General features: G+C 62.6%; 19 protein-coding genes and 1 tRNA gene. 10 read left to right on the forward strand and 10 right to left on the reverse strand.

Annotation, left to right across the window (positions count from 1 at the left end; genetic code table 11):
* The 4 genes from ACODR6_RS30155 (at position 1) to ACODR6_RS30170 (ending at position 3112) form a co-directional block, all read left to right on the forward strand.
* Positions 1-1359, forward strand: coding sequence for a hypothetical protein (locus tag ACODR6_RS30155; RefSeq protein WP_489026167.1), 1359 nt, complete (start codon positions 1-3; stop codon positions 1357-1359).
* Positions 1360-1908 (forward strand): hypothetical protein, encoded by a 549-nt coding sequence (locus tag ACODR6_RS30160; protein WP_489026169.1) that lies wholly within the window; start codon positions 1360-1362, stop codon positions 1906-1908. It abuts the gene before it with no gap.
* 62 nt (positions 1909-1970) lie between these two features.
* Entirely contained in the window at positions 1971-2855 is an 885-nt protein-coding gene (locus ACODR6_RS30165) for a lysozyme family protein (RefSeq protein WP_489026171.1), read from the forward strand.
* Positions 2852-3112: a hypothetical protein gene (locus ACODR6_RS30170; RefSeq protein WP_489026173.1), complete on the forward strand. Its 261-nt coding sequence runs from the start codon at positions 2852-2854 to the stop codon at positions 3110-3112. Before ACODR6_RS30165 ends, ACODR6_RS30170 begins: the two co-directional genes overlap by 4 nt.
* A gap of 139 nt (positions 3113-3251) precedes the next feature.
* On the opposite strand, the gene ACODR6_RS30175 is transcribed toward ACODR6_RS30170, so the two are convergent.
* Positions 3252-3473, reverse strand: a complete 222-nt coding sequence (locus ACODR6_RS30175) for a hypothetical protein (protein ID WP_489026175.1) — start codon at positions 3471-3473, stop codon at positions 3252-3254.
* A 67-nt stretch (positions 3474-3540) separates the two neighbouring features.
* Between ACODR6_RS30175 and ACODR6_RS30180 the strand changes: the two genes are divergently transcribed.
* On the forward strand, positions 3541-4005 hold the full coding sequence (locus tag ACODR6_RS30180) for a hypothetical protein (RefSeq protein ID WP_489026176.1): 465 nt from the start codon (positions 3541-3543) through the stop codon (positions 4003-4005).
* 66 nt (positions 4006-4071) lie between these two features.
* Here ACODR6_RS30180 and ACODR6_RS30185 read toward each other — a convergent pair.
* A tRNA-Lys gene (locus ACODR6_RS30185) sits at positions 4072-4147 on the reverse strand.
* Positions 4148-4343: 196 nt separating this feature from the next.
* On the opposite strand from ACODR6_RS30185, the gene ACODR6_RS30190 reads away from it, so the two are divergent.
* Positions 4344-5093 (forward strand): cytochrome c biogenesis CcdA family protein, encoded by a 750-nt coding sequence (locus ACODR6_RS30190; protein ID WP_489026178.1) that lies wholly within the window; start codon positions 4344-4346, stop codon positions 5091-5093.
* A 44-nt stretch (positions 5094-5137) separates the two neighbouring features.
* Positions 5138-6088 (forward strand): AEC family transporter, encoded by a 951-nt coding sequence (locus tag ACODR6_RS30195; RefSeq protein ID WP_489026180.1) that lies wholly within the window; start codon positions 5138-5140, stop codon positions 6086-6088.
* Here the strand turns inward: ACODR6_RS30195 and ACODR6_RS30200 are convergent.
* Genes ACODR6_RS30200 through ACODR6_RS30225 form a run of 6 tightly spaced genes read right to left on the reverse strand, consistent with a single transcriptional unit; the run spans position 6068 to position 11532 of the window.
* On the reverse strand, positions 6068-7279 hold the full coding sequence (locus ACODR6_RS30200) for a UbiH/UbiF family hydroxylase (protein WP_489026182.1): 1212 nt from the start codon (positions 7277-7279) through the stop codon (positions 6068-6070). The genes ACODR6_RS30195 and ACODR6_RS30200 overlap by 21 nt on opposite strands.
* Positions 7280-7316: 37 nt before the next feature.
* Positions 7317-7829 carry a DUF934 domain-containing protein gene (locus tag ACODR6_RS30205; RefSeq protein WP_489026184.1) on the reverse strand — a complete coding sequence of 171 codons (513 nt, stop codon included), beginning with the start codon at positions 7827-7829 and terminating at the stop codon, positions 7317-7319.
* Positions 7830-7839: 10 nt separating this feature from the next.
* Positions 7840-9510, reverse strand: coding sequence for a nitrite/sulfite reductase (locus ACODR6_RS30210; protein WP_489026186.1), 1671 nt, complete (start codon positions 9508-9510; stop codon positions 7840-7842).
* Positions 9511-9518: 8 nt separating this feature from the next.
* On the reverse strand, positions 9519-9833 hold the full coding sequence (locus ACODR6_RS30215; protein ID WP_130278364.1) for a DUF2849 domain-containing protein: 315 nt from the start codon (positions 9831-9833) through the stop codon (positions 9519-9521).
* Positions 9834-9835: 2 nt separating this feature from the next.
* Entirely contained in the window at positions 9836-11272 is a 1437-nt protein-coding gene (gene cysG / locus ACODR6_RS30220) for a siroheme synthase CysG (RefSeq protein ID WP_489026189.1), read from the reverse strand.
* A 2-nt stretch (positions 11273-11274) separates the two neighbouring features.
* The gene (locus ACODR6_RS30225) at positions 11275-11532 is read right to left on the reverse strand and encodes a hypothetical protein (RefSeq protein WP_203428918.1); all 258 of its coding nucleotides are present in this window, start codon (positions 11530-11532) and stop codon (positions 11275-11277) included.
* Between ACODR6_RS30225 and ACODR6_RS30230 the strand changes: the two genes are divergently transcribed.
* The 3 genes from ACODR6_RS30230 to ACODR6_RS30240 are packed head-to-tail and all read left to right on the forward strand — an operon-like array spanning position 11522 to position 14185.
* On the forward strand, positions 11522-12109 hold the full coding sequence (locus ACODR6_RS30230; RefSeq protein ID WP_112711805.1) for a nucleoside deaminase: 588 nt from the start codon (positions 11522-11524) through the stop codon (positions 12107-12109). The two genes, ACODR6_RS30225 and ACODR6_RS30230, sit on opposite strands and share 11 nt — an antisense overlap.
* Positions 12110-12115: 6 nt before the next feature.
* Positions 12116-12949, forward strand: a complete 834-nt coding sequence (gene mazG, locus ACODR6_RS30235) for a nucleoside triphosphate pyrophosphohydrolase (protein ID WP_489026192.1) — start codon at positions 12116-12118, stop codon at positions 12947-12949.
* Positions 12950-12955: 6 nt separating this feature from the next.
* A complete protein-coding gene (locus ACODR6_RS30240) occupies positions 12956-14185 on the forward strand; it encodes an FAD-dependent oxidoreductase (protein WP_489026194.1) in 1230 nt (409 codons plus the stop codon).
* On the opposite strand, the gene ACODR6_RS30245 is transcribed toward ACODR6_RS30240, so the two are convergent.
* Positions 14167-14502: a hypothetical protein gene (locus ACODR6_RS30245; protein WP_489026196.1), complete on the reverse strand. Its 336-nt coding sequence runs from the start codon at positions 14500-14502 to the stop codon at positions 14167-14169. The two genes, ACODR6_RS30240 and ACODR6_RS30245, sit on opposite strands and share 19 nt — an antisense overlap.
* Before the next feature lie 44 nt (positions 14503-14546).
* Complete coding sequence (gene hflX / locus ACODR6_RS30250) at positions 14547-15878, reverse strand: GTPase HflX (RefSeq protein ID WP_489026197.1); 1332 nt, start codon at positions 15876-15878, stop codon at positions 14547-14549.
* Positions 15879-15891 lie beyond the last annotated feature (13 nt).

The following is a 15891-nucleotide window of genomic DNA, read 5'->3' on the forward strand; positions in this document are numbered from 1 at the left end:
ATGAGTGCAGTCTTTCCGATCGAGGATGATCCGCGGTACCGGCGCTACACGGCGAGTGCCGGCCAGACCGCTTTCCCGATCCCTTTTCCGTTCCAGCAGAATGACGACATGAAGGTCTTTCTGCAGACCGCGCCGAGCCTGTACACGGAAATCAACAAGGCGGACTATACGCTGGCCGGCGCCGGCAACCCCGCGGGCGGATCCGTGACGCTGGCAGTCGGCCGAACAGCAGGTGACGTCATCCTTGTCATCGGCAAGACCGTCATCGATCGCCTGACCTCGATCGTCACCGGTGGCCGGTTCCGGTCCGATCTCACCGACGACGAGCTCGATCGCAACCGCATCATTCTCCTGGAGCTCTTCCGCGAGACGGATCGTGCGCTGAAGGTCGACTATGGCGCCACCGGCTACACGATCGCCAACGATCTTGAGAACGGCGATACGCTGATGGTCGACGGCGACCGATTTGTGGCTGGGCCGAATGCGGGTGAAATCCAGAATGCGCAGGGCTATGCCGAGTTGGCGGCCGAGCATGCCTACGATGCGGCGCTGGCCCAGGGTGCCGCGAACACCAGCGCCAGCGACGCCTCGGCTTCTGCCGCACTCGCGAGCAAGTGGGCAAGCAACGCCGAGGATGTTCCGGTATCGGGTGGACTTTTCTCGGCTTTTCACTGGTACCGGAAGACGCTCGCGCTCTACAATTCAGTGGTCGCTGGCTTTGCCGCTGCGATCCATGCTGCGACGGCTAAGACATCCATGGTCGGCGCCGACGAGATCGGCTTCTGGGACAGCGTTTCAGGTTCGATCCGTAAGATACTTTTTTCAGACTTCGTATGGCAATGCCGGGTTGGTATCGGTCAGGTCTACCTCGTTGATACCTCGAAGACGGGCGCCGAGATTCCGCCATCGACTACGACCGGGCCCGTGTTCGTCGAATTGACAGCTGGCCTCACGGGCGCTGGCGGATACAACAACGGAAAACTGAGCAGCGAGAGCGTGTCTGGATCGGCGCCGTTGGTGCTCGCAACCGCGGCCGTATCGCTGGCAAGTTCTCCGATGAATGGTCAGACCATCGACCTGATCAATACCGAAGGCCGGATGCTCCGACCGAGCGCATCGCCCGGCACGAAGCAGAACGATGCTATTCAAAATATTATCGGGACGCTGGAAGGCTTGTGGGGTACATCGATAACTGTAGCAGGCGCGTTTACCGATGCTAACGGCACGGCAGCAACGCGGCCATCGGTGGGTTCGAGTACCGGTAGAAGTATTGGGTTTAACGCATCATTGGCAGTGCGAACCGACACAGAAACCCGCATGAAAAACGGCGGCGTCAAAGCTTATATGAGGATCAAGTAAATGCCCTATGCAGCAGAAGGCAGAATTTCATCCGACCCAATTGAGGATGGGATCGAGATCAGTGATGCGCAGTATCGGGAAGCGCTTGCGGGAATGGCGATTGGTAAGCTCATTTCGATCGAGGGCGGCTTTGCCGTCAAGGATCGCCTGCTTCCGGAGGATCCGCCGGAGCCGGAGCCGCCTACCCTCGCTGACGTCAAGAAAGCCCTTAAGGACGATATAGATCAGCAGGCTGAGGGCGAGCGCCGGAAGTACATCACGTCCGGCTCCGGCCAGGCGATGACCTACATGCAGAAGGCTGACGAGGCGGCACGCTTTATCGCAGCGTCGACCCCGGATCCGGCAGGTTTCCCTTTGCTTGCGGCCGAGGTTGGCATCACCGCGCCGTCGATCGGCGAGGTGGCTGCGATTGTCAATGATGCCTATACGCAGTGGCAGGTGATCGGCGCAGCGATCGAGGCGGCTCGCCTCGGTACCAAGGCTGCGATTGATGTGGCCGAGACCGTGGAGGCAGCGCAGGCTGCCGCCGATGCTGTCGCCTGGCCCTGATCGCATTTGACCGGACGGCCCTGCGCTTAAGCTCCTGGATCATTCACCAGGAGCTTTTTTTCATGGCCTTAAAGTCGCTTCCGCTTTCCGTTCCCGCCCACGCAATGATCCTGCTCGACTTCATCGGCGATACCGAAGCGCCGGTCGGCTACGACACGATCTACGGTAACAACCAGGGCAAGCTCCCGAAGCCGCTGACATCTATGATGCTCGGCGACATCGTCGATGCGCAACCGACCTGGACGAAACGCTTCAAGTCCAGTGCCTGCGGCCGCTACCAGTTCATGCGCAATACGCTGCAGTCTATCTGCCGCGAGCTTCCCGACGTCCGTGGCGACCTTGTCTTTACGCGTGCCCTGCAGGACCGCCTCGCCTACTATTTGCTGTTGCGGCGCGGCTATGAACGCTTCATCGCCGGCGGCATGTCGGTCGCCCAGTTCGGCCTGGCGCTGGCGCAGGAGTGGGCAAGCTTCCCGGTCCTGGCGCCGGTCAAGGGCCAGAAGCGTATGGTCGAACGCGGCGAGAGCTATTACGCCGGCGACGCGCTCAACAAGGCACTCGTCTCTCCGGCGAAGATCGAGAAGGTTCTGCGCCAGGTGCTCCTCGCCGCCGACAAGGCGGCCGCGCCGGCGGCCTTGGTATCGACAACCGATGTTGCTCCGGCCACTCCTCCCGGCCCGTCGAGCGACCAGGGCGGGGCCGGATCCGCAGCCGGCCTCGCCCACAACGTCGACCCGGAGAAGCTCGACAAGCCGTTGTTTCGCTCGAAGACAGTCTGGCAGTGGTTGCTGACAACGATCCTCATGCCGGTCCTCGCCGTCTTCCAGGACTGGCGCGTCCAGCTGGCGATCGTCTTCATCATCGCCTGCTTCGCCGCCTATGCGATCAAGCGCCGGGCCGATATCGGCAAGGTCTATCGCGACCTGAAATCGGATCTCGGCCAGTGACGGCCGCCGCCCTCCTCGCCTTCGGCCGCCAGTACTGGCTGCCGATCGCGGCGATCGCGGCCGTGCTCGCCGGTCTCGCCTGGTTCGGCCACGAGCGCTATTCGAGCGGCGCTGCCGACAACGAGAGCAAGCATCAGCGGTCGACGATCAACCAGCTCGGCGAAAGGAACGTGACCAATGAGGAAGTCCGCAATTTTTCTGAAGCTCGCAAGTGCCGCTCTCTTGGCGGGGTGTACCGCAACGGGCGGTGCGAGTGACGGCGCCGGCTACGAGCGCCAGACGCCCAACTCCGAAACCCGAACCTTCATCACCATTCATGACCCGCTGTTCCGCGACCAGGTCGCGGCACACAACGAGCAATGCGCAAAGGATCCGATGTGCCGGAAGTAGCCGGACCTAGCGCTTCGCGCCGGGATAGGTGTGGTTGGCGCTCCGGTGGCTGATGATCGGTGATGCCGCCCGGCCGCATATCGAGCAACGGAATGTCCGGCCGATCGCCGTCTGCTCCGGCGGCATGCTCTTCATGTCGATCTCGCTCTCTCGCTTGCAGTGACTGCAGTAGACATGGCAGGCGAGATTGAGGGCGATCATCCCCGCCCAGGTCGAATTGTCCGGCATCCGTTGACCGTATCTCTCTGCCCGTAGGATCTCAACCGGGGTGATTTGCGTTTACAGGGGCTGCAGGGTGGCGAACGAACCGGAGATTGAGGACGTGAACGTCTCGGATCGAGCAAAGAAGGCGGGCTGGAATATCAATTCCTCGCTCGTCGTCATCATGGGCCTGATCTCGGTCGGCTCATCTGTCGGCACAGCGGTTTGGGTGACGGCCAACAAGAGCCGTGACATCGAGGAGCTGCAGGGCTGGAAGGTCCAGCACGAGGCGCAGATCAAGGATCGCCAGATCGCCAACGAGAAGACCACGACCGAGCTGAAGACCATCCTCGAAAACAGCACGGCCCGGATCACCACGGCCGAGAGCGATATCAAGATGCTCGCCTTGCGCATGTCGGCAAACGAGCAGTCGGTCGGACAAGTCTTGTCTTCGGTGAAGGAACTGACAGCTTCGGTCAATGATGTGAGCAGCGACATGAAGGTTGTGCGGGCGATCCTGCAGGGGCGCTCGCCTGGTCGCGATGCACTCCTGAAGTAGGTTTGGAACCGTGGAACTCTGGTCCTGTTCCAGAGTTCCAAGCATTCCGGCTAAGTGCTTGATTTTTGGTGAGAGCGATGGGGTTCGAACCCATGACCTACTGATTAAAAGTCAGTTGCTCTACCGGCTGAGCTACGCTCTCCCACGGTGCACTGGACAGCGATTTGCCGCCCCGGCTGGAAGTGCGCGGAACATATGCAGGCGACCCATTGCGGTCAACCGAAAAATCATGCCTTTCACAGGCGTTCGGCACATTTCTTGCCGGAGCGCAAAAAGGTGATTGGCAATCGCGTGGCCGCAGCGCTAGAGAACGGCCTGATTGCAGCCGGAGAAGATGCGTGTCGATTGCCGATATTTCCCTGTGGAGCGCCCTGATCGCCGGTGCTCTGTCCTTCCTCTCCCCCTGCGTTCTGCCGCTCGTTCCGCCCTATCTCTGCTATATGGCCGGGATCTCCGTCGATCAGTTCCGTGGCGGGACGGCTGTTGCCGTGGCTCCCGATGTGCGCCGCGGCGTGTTCTTCTCGGCGCTGTTCTTCACGCTCGGATTCGCGACCGTATTCGTGGCGCTGGGTGCCGGTGCCTCCAGCATCGGCATGGCTCTCCGCCAGCATCTCGACATCCTCTCGAAGATCGGCGGCCTGATCATCATCATCATGGGCCTCAACTTCCTCGGCGTGTTCCGAATCGGATTGCTGGCGCGCGAGGCCCGCTTTCAGAATGGCGGCAAGCCGGCGACGCTGACCGGCGCCTATATCATGGGTCTTGCCTTCGCCTTCGGCTGGACGCCTTGCATCGGTCCGGTGCTCGGCGCGATCCTCGGCATCGCCGCGTCGCGCGAGACGGTCGGTTCCGGCGCCGGGCTGCTTGCCATCTATTCGCTGGGTCTTGCCATTCCCTTCTGGATCGCAGCCGGTTTCTCGGGTGCCTTCATGCGGTTCCTGGTGCGCTTCCGCCGTCATCTCGGCACGGTCGAGAAGATTCTCGGCGGGCTTCTGGTGCTCACCGGCCTCGCCTTCATGTTCGGCTTTATCAGTCAAGCCGCGATCTGGTTCCAGCAGACCTTTCCAATCCTGATGCAGATCGGCTAAGCGGGAAGCATTCGCCCGCTCTGCAACTTGCCCCGGACGGTCCAGTGGCCGACATCATCAGCCTGCTCCTGCCCTTCTTCGGCCTGATCCTGATCGGCTATATCGCCGCGAAGGTGACGAAACAGCCGGCCGAGGCGCTCGGCTGGCTGAATACGTTCATCGTCTATGCCGCCCTGCCCGCGCTGTTCTTCAAGCTGGTATCGCGCACGCCGGTCGAGGATCTGGCGCGGATCGATTTCATCGTCACCGATCTGGCCGCCACCTATTCGATCTTCATCGCGATTTTCGTCATCGGCCGTTTCATCCGCAAGAGCCGGATGGACGAATCGACGATCCAGGCTTTTGCCGGTGCCTATGGCAATATCGGCTACATGGGTCCCGGGCTGGCGCTGATCGCCTTCGGTGACAGGGCTGCGGTTCCGGTCGCGCTGATCGTCTGCCTCGAGAACGCTCTGCATTTCATCGTGGCGCCGGCGATGATGGCGGCCGCAGGCGATGACAAGCGCTCACGGGGACAGATTGCCGCCGACATCGTCCGCAAGGTCGCGCTGCATCCGTTCATCCTGTCGACGGCGGCCGGTTTTCTTGCCGCGGGGCTGCAGTTCGAGCAGCCATCGGCGCTCAAACAGTTCATTGACTATCTTGCCCAGGCGGCCGCGCCCTGCGCGCTGTTTGCGATGGGCGTGACGCTGGCGCTGCGGCCGCTCAAGCGGGTGCCTGTTGAAATCAGCTACATCGTTCCGGCCAAGCTGATCGTCCATCCGCTCGTCGTCTATGCGGCGCTGACGCTGGTCGGTGGCTTCGAGCCGGTCTGGGTTTATGCCGCGGTGCTGCTCGCGGCACTACCGACCGCGACAAATGTCTTCGTCCTCGGGCAGCTCTATCACGTCTGGCAGGAGCGCGCGTCGGCGACCATTCTGATCACCACCGCGCTGTCGGTGGTCACCGTGTCGATGTTCCTGATCGCGATCAAATCAGGCTTTCTTCCGGCTTAGCCTTTCCTTCAGAGCATCCGGAATGCCGCGGAGACCGCGGCCGGGCTCGATGCCCTCGCGCATGACGACATTGCGCAGCGGCGGGATGGCCGAGAGGATGTGCAGGCCGGCAGCGCGCAGCATCTGCACCGGCAGGAAGTCCGAAAGCAGCGAGCGGTTCAGAAGATCGACGCTGGCTGTGCGCGTCATGATATCGGCTCGGCGCTTGCGGTCGAACTGGTCTCCTGCATCGGCCGCGACCGGCAGTTCGGCGTGGGTGCAGAGAATATCGGTCAGCGCCATGATATCGCGCAGGCTGAGGTTCAGTCCCTGAGCCCCGATCGGCGGGAAGACATGGGCAGCCTCGCCGATCAGCGCGATCCGGGCCTTGCCGAAGCGATGCGCCATCATGCCGGACAGCGGCCAGACCTGGACGCCCTCTTCGACGGTGACCTTGCCGAGCATCGACTGCATGCGCTCTTCGACGAGACGGCTCAGATCACCAAGGGAGAGTTCGGCATTCTGAGCGGCCTCCGCCGGGTTCTGGACCCAGACGAGGCTGGAGCGGCTTCCTGCGAGCGGGACCTGGGTGAAAGGCCCATGCTCGGTGTGAAACTCGGTGGAGATGTTCTGGTGCGGCACCGAATGGCTGAAATTCAGCACCATGGCCGACTGCGGATAGGACCAGTTGCGGACGTCTATGCCGGCCGTTTCGCGCAGCTTCGACTTGCGCCCGTCAGCACCGATGGCGAAATCGGCCGTCAGCTGCTCGCCGCCGGCAAGTGTCAGCGTCACGCTCTCGGCGCCGATTTCGATCGTCTCGGCGAAAGCGTCGAAGCGCGTGATATTGCCCTCGCCTGCGATGGCCGTTTCCAGCACATCGGTCAGAGCCTTGTTCGGGAAATTGTAGCCGAAGGCATCGAGGCCGACTTCGGCGGCACGGAAGGTCGTTGCCGGTGCGCGCAGCAGGCGATTCGTGCCATCGATGATGCGCATGCTCGTGAGCGGCGCGGTCGACGGCTTCAGCTTGTCCCAGAGGGTCAGACGATCGAGGAAGCGGATCGACTGATCCATCAGCGCCGTGGTGCGGCGGTCTTCCCTGGCTGCAGGCGGCGCGATCAGCGCCACGTTGCGGCCGCCGCGGGCAATCGCTACCGCGGCAACCATGCCGGCGAGACCGCCACCGATCACCGCCACTTCGAAATTCTTCATCGCATTGCTTCCGTCATCAGATGACGGCGAGCCGGCCCTATGCCGCCGGCTTCGCCTGACGGCGCCAACTATAGCCCTTGCCGCTGTCCGCGTCACGCACAGCCGGCTGATAATGATGCTGAATTCCCGGCAGACGGTTTTCCAAGAGACGCTTCAGCGCCGTCTCGTTGGTGACCGCGAAGCTGTCGATGCCGACGCGCAGCATCAACGGCACCTGGTCGATCAGCACGTCGCCGACGGCGCGCAGTTCGCTCTTGTAGTCGAGGCGATCGCGCAGCAGCGAGGCGTGGCTGAAGGCGCGGCCATCGTTGAATGCCGGGAAGGCAACGGCGATGATCGCCAGACGGTCGAGATAGGGCTCGAGCTTGCGGACATCGTCGGCCGGCTTGACCAGCACACCGAGGCCGACATCGTTGCTTTCGTCCGCCTTGGCGATGAGCTCGTCGAGGCCAAGCAGCGGCTTCTGATTTTCGGTTGCCTTGACTTCCTCGGTCTCGATGACCCAGGGATCGTTTTCGACAAAACCGGTCTCTCTCCAGATCTTCGTCATCATCCCCTCCTTATGCAGCTTCGGCGGCAGAGCCGTAGAGCGCGTCCTTGAACGGCTGCGGTCCGACACGGCGATAGGCTTCGAGGAAGATTTCCGACTGATCCTTGCGGATCTTCAGATAGGTATCGACGATCGTCTCGATCGCGTCCGTCACCTTCTCGGGCTCGAAGCCGCGGCCGATGATTTCGCCGATCGAGGTGTGCTCGTCGCCGGAGCCGCCAAGCGTGATCTGATAGAGCTCGGCACCCTTCTTCTCGACACCGAGCAGACCGATATGGCCGACATGGTGATGGCCGCAGGCATTGATGCAGCCGGAGATCTTGATCTTCAGCTCGCCGATTTCGGCCTGGCGCTCGGGATTGCCGAAGCGGCGGGAGATTTCCTGGGCCACTGGGATCGAGCGCGCGTTGGCGAGAGCACAGTAGTCCAGGCCCGGACAGGCGATGATATCGGTGATCAGGCCGGCATTGGCTTCGGCGAGATCGATGGCGACGAGGCCGCGATAGACGGCTTCGAGATCGGCCAGCGCGACATGCGGCAGGATCAGGTTCTGTTCGTGGCTGACGCGGATTTCGTCGAAGGCATATTCTTCGGCGATATCGGCAATCGCATCCATCTGGCTGTCGGAGGCGTCACCCGGAATGCCGCCGATCGGCTTCAGCGAGATCGTCACCATGCCGTAGTCGGGGTTCTTGTGCGGCTGCACGTTCTGCTGGACCCAGCGGGCGAACGCCGGATCGGCCTTCTTCCACCGGGCAAGGTTTTCCCAGCCTTCGGCGCGCTGCGGCAAAGCCGGCGGCGCGAAATAGGCGGTGATCGCATCGACGTCCTGTTCCGGCAGCTTCAGCTCGGTGTCCTTCAGCTGCGCGAACTCGACCTCGACCTGGCGGGCGAGCTCTTCGGCGCCGGTCTCATGGACGAGGATCTTGATGCGGGCCTTGTACTTGTTGTCGCGGCGGCCGTGCAGATTGTACACGCGCATGACGGCGGTCGTGTAGGACAAGAGGTCCTCTTCCGGCAGGAAGTCGCGGATCAGCTTGGCGACCATCGGCGTGCGGCCCTGGCCACCGCCGACGTAAACTGCAAAGCCGATCTCGCCCTTGTCGTTCTTCTTCAGATGCAGGCCGATATCATGGACCTGGATTGCGGCGCGGTCACGCTCGGCACCGGTGACGGCGATCTTGAACTTGCGCGGCAGGAAGGAGAATTCGGGGTGGACAGACGACCACTGACGCAGGATTTCCGCATAAGGCCGGGGATCAGCGACTTCATCGGCGGCGGCGCCGGCGAAATGGTCTGCCGTGACGTTGCGGATGCAGTTGCCGGATGTCTGCAGCGCGTGCATTTCGACAGTTGCCAATTCGGAGAGAACGGCCGGCATGTCCGAGAGCTTCGGCCAGTTGAACTGCAGGTTCTGGCGGGTGGTGAAGTGGCCATAGCCGCGGTCATAGGTGCGAGCGACATGGGCCAGCATGCGCATCTGCTTGGAGCTCAGCGTGCCATAGGGAATGGCGATTCGCAGCATGTAGGCATGCAGCTGCAGGTAAACGCCGTTCATCAGGCGCAGCGGCTTGAAGGCATCTTCGGAAAGCTCGCCGGCGAGACGGCGCTGGACCTGATCGCTGAACTGCGCAACGCGCTCGGCGACAAAGGCGTGGTCAAATTCGTCGTAACGGTACATCAGCTTCCTCAGACATCAATGAACTTGGGATCGGCAATCGCATATCCCGGAGCATATTCCATGGTCGGGCCTTGCGCGCGAATGCGCTCACGCAGGCGCAGCGGCCACAATACGCCGTTGGTTTCCTGAACCTCGATGACATTGACGTCAACGACCTTGTTGTCGGCATAGGCTTTCTTGCCGATGTCCTCGAGCGCGGCGACCGCTTCCGCATGGCGGGCAACCAGCGCATCCTGCAACGAGGTGACCCACGCGCCATTGGCGTCGAGCCAGACGGCAATGCCGTCCGTCAACCGGTTGGCGGTCAGTACCTTGTCTACCATGATCAGCTCCTTGCAAGTTCCGGCACGCTCGCCTCCCGGCGAACCAGCGGCTCGGACAGTTCGAAATTGGCGCCTGCCACTGCATCGCCGATAATGACCATGACGGGTCCCGTCAATTCGTCACGATGCTGCAGGTCGGGAAGATCGCGCAGAATGCCATGCATGAGACGGCGCTCGGCGCGGCTGGCATTCTCGATGACGGCAACCGTCGTCTCGGCGGGAATGCCGGCAGCCATCAGGCGCTCGGCAACCGAGGCCGCGACGGTGCGGCCCATATAGACGGCGATGGTGGCACCCGAGACGGCGAGGCTCGCCCAATCCGGCAGCACGTCGCCGGTCAAGTCGTGGCCGGTGGTGAATACCAGCGACGAGGCGACGCCGCGCAGCGTCAGCGGCAGTTCGAAATCAGCCGCGGCAGCGAAGGCAGATGTGATGCCAGGCACCACTTCATAGGCGATACCGGCGGCGCGCAGGGCGGCCATCTCTTCCCCTGCCCGGCCATAGACCAACGGATCGCCGGATTTCAGGCGCACGACGCGCTTGCCTTCACGGCCAAGCTGGACGAGCAGATCGTTGATCTCTTCCTGAGACTTGGAATGGCAGCCCTTGCGCTTGCCGACCGAAATACGTTCGGTATCGCGGCGGCCCATGTCGACGATTGCCTGCGGCACGAGTGCGTCGAAGACGAGCACATCGGCTTCCATCATGACGCGCTGCGCACGCAGCGTCAGCAGGTCTTCGGCACCGGGGCCGGCGCCGACGAGCCAGATACGACCCTTCGCCTTGCCGGTTTCCTGCAGCAGCGCATGTGCGGCGCGCTCGGCCTCCGGCAGGTTGCCATTGGCCACGGCATCAGCGACGGGACCGGAGAAGAAGCCGCGCCAGAAGACACGGCGGGAAACGCCGCGCGGAATGAGGTGCTCGACCGTCTTGCGGTAGCTGGTCGCCAAGGTCGCGAGGCGCCCAAGCGAGGGCGCGAGCAGCTGGTCGATCTGCGCGCGGATCATCTGGGCCAGGACCGGACCGGCGCCTTCCGTGCCGATCGCGACGGCGACGGGCGCGCGATTGACAAGCGCCGGCGTGAAGAAATCGCAGTAATCAGGCTGATCGACGGCATTGGCGGGAATTTTTGCGGCGCGCGCTGCATCGACGATGGCGCGGTCGGCGGCAGCTTCGCCGGTTGCTGCGAAGACAAGCACCGCGCCCTCGACCTGTTCGGCAGCGAAGGATGCGCGGACGGTCTCGATGCGATTGGCGATCAGGAAGGCGTGGTAGCTGGCTTCAGGATGATCGGTATAGGCAATGACGCGCGCTTGCGTATTTAGCAGCAGGCGCACCTTCGCATAGGCCTCGTCCCCGTTACCGAAGACAGCCGCGATCCGCCCTTCAACACGGAAGAAGGCGGGGAAAACCGATAGCTGTTCGCTCTTGGAAGGCATTATCATTCCACTTCGAAGTTGCGCCAATATGCCTTTAACCGGCAAGGCGTTGAAGAAACAGAAATTCGAAAGCCTACGCGGTCCGCGTAATCTTTTGCCTGCATGCCACTGATTTGAGAAAAGTCGCCCGAGCGACGCCGTTGTCGCTGCAGTGCAATGTAAAGCCTGTGATCAAAAACGTCCATCGGGCAATTCGGCATTTTTCTTCTTGCCCGGGCGGGATAGACTTGCTGCGACAAGGAGAAAGCCATGGCTTCCAAGACGATTGCTCCACGCCTGCTCGAGGTGATGGAGCGCGATATCCTGCCGATGACCGAGCGCGGCGTTTCTGCCGGCAACAAGGTGTTCGGCGCGGCAATCCTGCGCAAGTCCGACCTCTCGCTGGTGGTCGCAGAGACCAACAACGAGCTCGAAAATCCGCTCTGGCATGGCGAAGTGCACACGCTGAAGCGCTTCTACGAACTCGGCGAGAAACCGGCGACCAAGGACCTGATCTTCCTGTCGACTCACGAACCCTGCACCATGTGCATGTCGGCGATCACCTGGGCGGGTTTCGATAACTTCTATTATTTCTTCAGCCACGAAGACTCCCGAGACAGCTTCGCCATTCCGCACGACCTGAAGATCCTCAAGGAAGTCTTCGGCCTGGAGCCCGGCGGATACCGCCGCAGCAACGCTTTCTGGAACAGCTTTGCGATCGCTGATCTGGTCGAGACCGAGGCGGATGCGCTAAAGAGCGAGCTGAAGGCGCAGACCGCCCGCATCAAGTCCCGCTACGATGCTCTCTCCGGCGCCTATCAGGCCTCCAAGAGCGATAACGACATCCCCCTGAATTGAGCGATCATGGAAGCCTCCAAAGACATTTCGCGCCTCATCGAGATCATGGCAGCGCTGCGCAACCCGGAAACGGGATGCCCCTGGGACATCGTCCAGACCTTCGAGACCATCAAGCCCTATACGATCGAGGAGGCCTATGAGGTTTCCGATGCGATCGAGCGCAACGATATGGACGATCTCTGCGACGAGCTCGGCGATCTCCTGCTGCAGGTGGTCTTTCACGCGCGGATGGCGGAGGAAGCCGGTGAGTTCGCCTTCGGCGATGTCGTCGAGGCCATCACCCGCAAGATGATCCGCCGCCACCCGCATGTCTTCGCGCGCTCCGATGCGGATACGCCGGATCGCGTGAAGAAGCAGTGGGACGAGATCAAGCAGGCGGAGAAGCGCGAGCGTGCCGAGCGGCGCGCCAGGCGCGGGGTGACCGAGGACTCCACGGCCGGGTTTCTGGGCTCTGTGCAGCGCAGCTTTCCAGCCCTGACGGAGGCGCTGAAGCTGCAGGAGCGTGCGGCGAAGGTCGGCTTCGACTGGTCGGCGCCCGAGCCGATCCTCGACAAAATCGAGGAAGAGATCGGCGAACTGCGCGAGGCACTGGCGCATGGCGACCGGGCCAAGGTCAGCGACGAGCTCGGCGATCTCATCTTCGCCGTCGTCAATATCGGCCGCCATGTCGATGCCGATCCGGAACAATCCCTGCGCGGAACGAACACGAAGTTTAGACGCCGTTTCAATCATATAGAAGTGGTTCTTGAGAAGGAAGGCGAAACGTTGGAGGCCGCAAGCCTGGAGCGGATGGAAGAAATCTGGCAGGCGGCGAAAGCCATCGAACGGCAACTCGGCTGACCCGCCATGAAGCTCTCCGGCCTTGAGATCGCGATTGCAGGTGCCGGTATCGGCGGATTGTCGCTCGCCGCGCTCCTGGCGCGCCATGGCGCAAACGTCACCATCTACGACCAGATGGCAGCGCCGCAGCCGGTCGGATCCGGCTTCGTGTTGCAGCCGACGGGATCCGCGGTGCTCGCGGCGATGGGGCTGCTTGACCAGGTCGAGCAACGCGGCGCGCGGATCCTGCGGATGCATGGCAAGCTCTCGGCGACGGGCCGCACCGTGCTCGATGTCGGTTACCGCAATGGTGCATCGGGCATCGCCATCCAGCGGGTGGCACTCTTCGACCTGCTGCTCGATGCCGCTGTCGCATCCGGCGTGAGTTTCGAAACGGCGTCGCGGGTGACGGCGTTCGAACCGGGCGCGAGGCCGCGGCTAAAGCTCGGCAACGGCAAGGCATCCACCGCTTCCGATCTCGTCATCGATGCGATGGGCGCAAGCTCGCCGATCGGCTACAAGTCCTCGACCGAGCTCGATTACGGCGCGCTCTGGGCCACCGTTCCCTGGGATGCATCGGGCGTCTTCCATTCCGACGAACTGGAACAGCGCTATCACCGGGCGAGCCAGATGGCCGGCGTGCTGCCTGTCGGCACGGCCAAGGATGGAGCGGCGCCGATGGCGACCTTCTTCTGGAGCATCCGCAACAAGGATGTGGCGGCCTGGCGCGACGCCGGGCGCGAGGCGTGGATCGAAGCGGTGCATCGCTTCTGGCCGGAGGCTGCCCATTTCGCCGCATCGGCCGAGCCGGTTCATGCACGCTACCGGCATCATACGCGCGTCCCGCTCGCCGGGCAGAATGTCGTCAAGATCGGTGACGCCTGGCATGCAACGAGCCCGCAACTCGGCCAGGGCGCCAATATGGCACTGCTCGACGCTGCCTCGCTCTGCACTGCGATGATCCGCGAGGCAACGGTCGGCGACGCTATTTCACGGCATCTGCGCCAGCGCCAGATCCATATCCGCTTCTACCAGCTGCTGAGCCGCGTGCTGACGCCGTTCTATCAGTCGGATAGCAAGATCCTGCCGATGAGCCGGGACCTGATGATCGGCCCGGCGACGAAACTGCCGTTCCTGCGCAGCCTGATCACGACGCTGGTGACTGGGGAGCTGCTCGATCCTGTCGGGCGGATTGGTCTGGAATGGCTAGCTTCCGATAAAGAGCCTGCAGCAAGAGATCAGACGGCGCTGGTATAGCCGAGCGCCGAGAACTGCTGCTGGAACCACCAGTAGCCCGCCAACGTCAGCAGTGCGACGATCGCGAGGAGCACCCAGCCGGTGACCGTCAGCTTCTTTTCGGCGGCATTGCGATAGTTCAGGCCTGCGCCGGCGAACAGAAAGCCCAATCCGAAGACCAGGCAGGCGGGCACCGCGAGGAAGGCTCTCAGCTGATAATGGACCTCGGGAACACCGGCCTGCGCTTCCTTCAGCGGCTGCAGCAGGAAAAACCAGGCGAGAGCGCATCCGATAGCGATCAGCAAAAGACCGCCTGCCCGAGCCTTGATACCAGCCATGCCGTCCCTTCCAATGATCTGATGCAGTGCGAGATTGCGAGCGCTCAGCGCTCCCAATCTTCCTTCGCCGTCTTCTGCGTGCCGAGCCGTCCTTCGAGTGCCGACGCTTCAGCCTCGGCCATGCGCACGTCTAGCGTCACCGAGCCGTCCTCGTTGTCCTCGCGGGCATCGACGATGGCGTGCTCATAGATCCACGACAGCAGCGCCAGTTTCGAAACCGGCACGGTGATCGAGGTCTCCGTCATGACGCCGGAAAGGCGGCGGCTGATTTCGTCCATCAGCCGGTCGACACCCTCGCCGCTGACGGCCGAGACGGCGACGACATTCTCGGCGCCGGATGCCTTCTGGACGATGGCGTCGTGGGTTTCCGGCTCCAGCCTGTCGATCTTGTTCCAGACCTCGATGATACGCTTCTGGCCCTCGGCTTCATCGATGCCGAGATCGTTCAGGATGCGCAGCACGTCGGCGCTCTGGGCCGGATTATCGTCATCGGCCATGTCGCGGACATGCAGGATGAGATCGGCTTCCAGCACCTCTTCCAGCGTCGCGCGGAAGGCGGCTACCAGGTGGGTCGGCAGGTCGGAGATGAAACCGACGGTATCGGAAAGGATGACGGTGCGGCCATGCGGCAGTTTCATGCGGCGCAGCGTCGGATCGAGCGTTGCGAACAGCATGTCCTCGGCCAGCACGCCGGCGCCGGTGATGCGGTTGAACAGCGTCGATTTGCCGGCGTTGGTATAGCCGACCAGGGCGACGATCGGATGCGGCACCTTCTTGCGCTTGGCGCGGTGAAGCTGGCGGGTCCGCACGACCTGCTCCAGCTCGTGCTCCAGCTTGATGATGCGATCCTGCAGCATGCGCCGGTCGGCTTCGATCTGCGTTTCACCCGGACCACCCATGAAACCGCCACCGCCGCGCTGGCGCTCAAGGTGGGTCCAGCTGCGGACCAGGCGGCCCTTCTGGTAATTCAGGTGCGCGAGATCGACCTGCAGCGTGCCTTCCTTGGTGGAGGCGCGGCGGCCGAAGATTTCGAGGATGAGGCCCGTGCGGTCGATGACCTTGACGTTCCATGCCTTCTCGAGATTGCGCTGCTGAACCGGGGTCAGCGGGTGATCGACGATGACAAGACCCGAATCATGCTCGTCGAGCTTGGCCTTGATCTCTTCGATCTTGCCGGTGCCGAGCAGCGTTGCAGGCCGGGGATCATTGATCGGGACGACGGCGCCATAGACGACATCGAGGTCGATCGCTTCGGCGAGACCGCTTGCTTCTTCAAGCCGGCTTTCCGGCGAACGTGTCGTGGAGATTGCACCATCGGATGCGGCGCCACGTCCCCGGCCCTGCTTGAGCACGGGCACGACGACGGTCGCGCGCATATCGTCCCGGAGC

The organism is Rhizobium sp. FG96 (assembly GCF_057808655.1).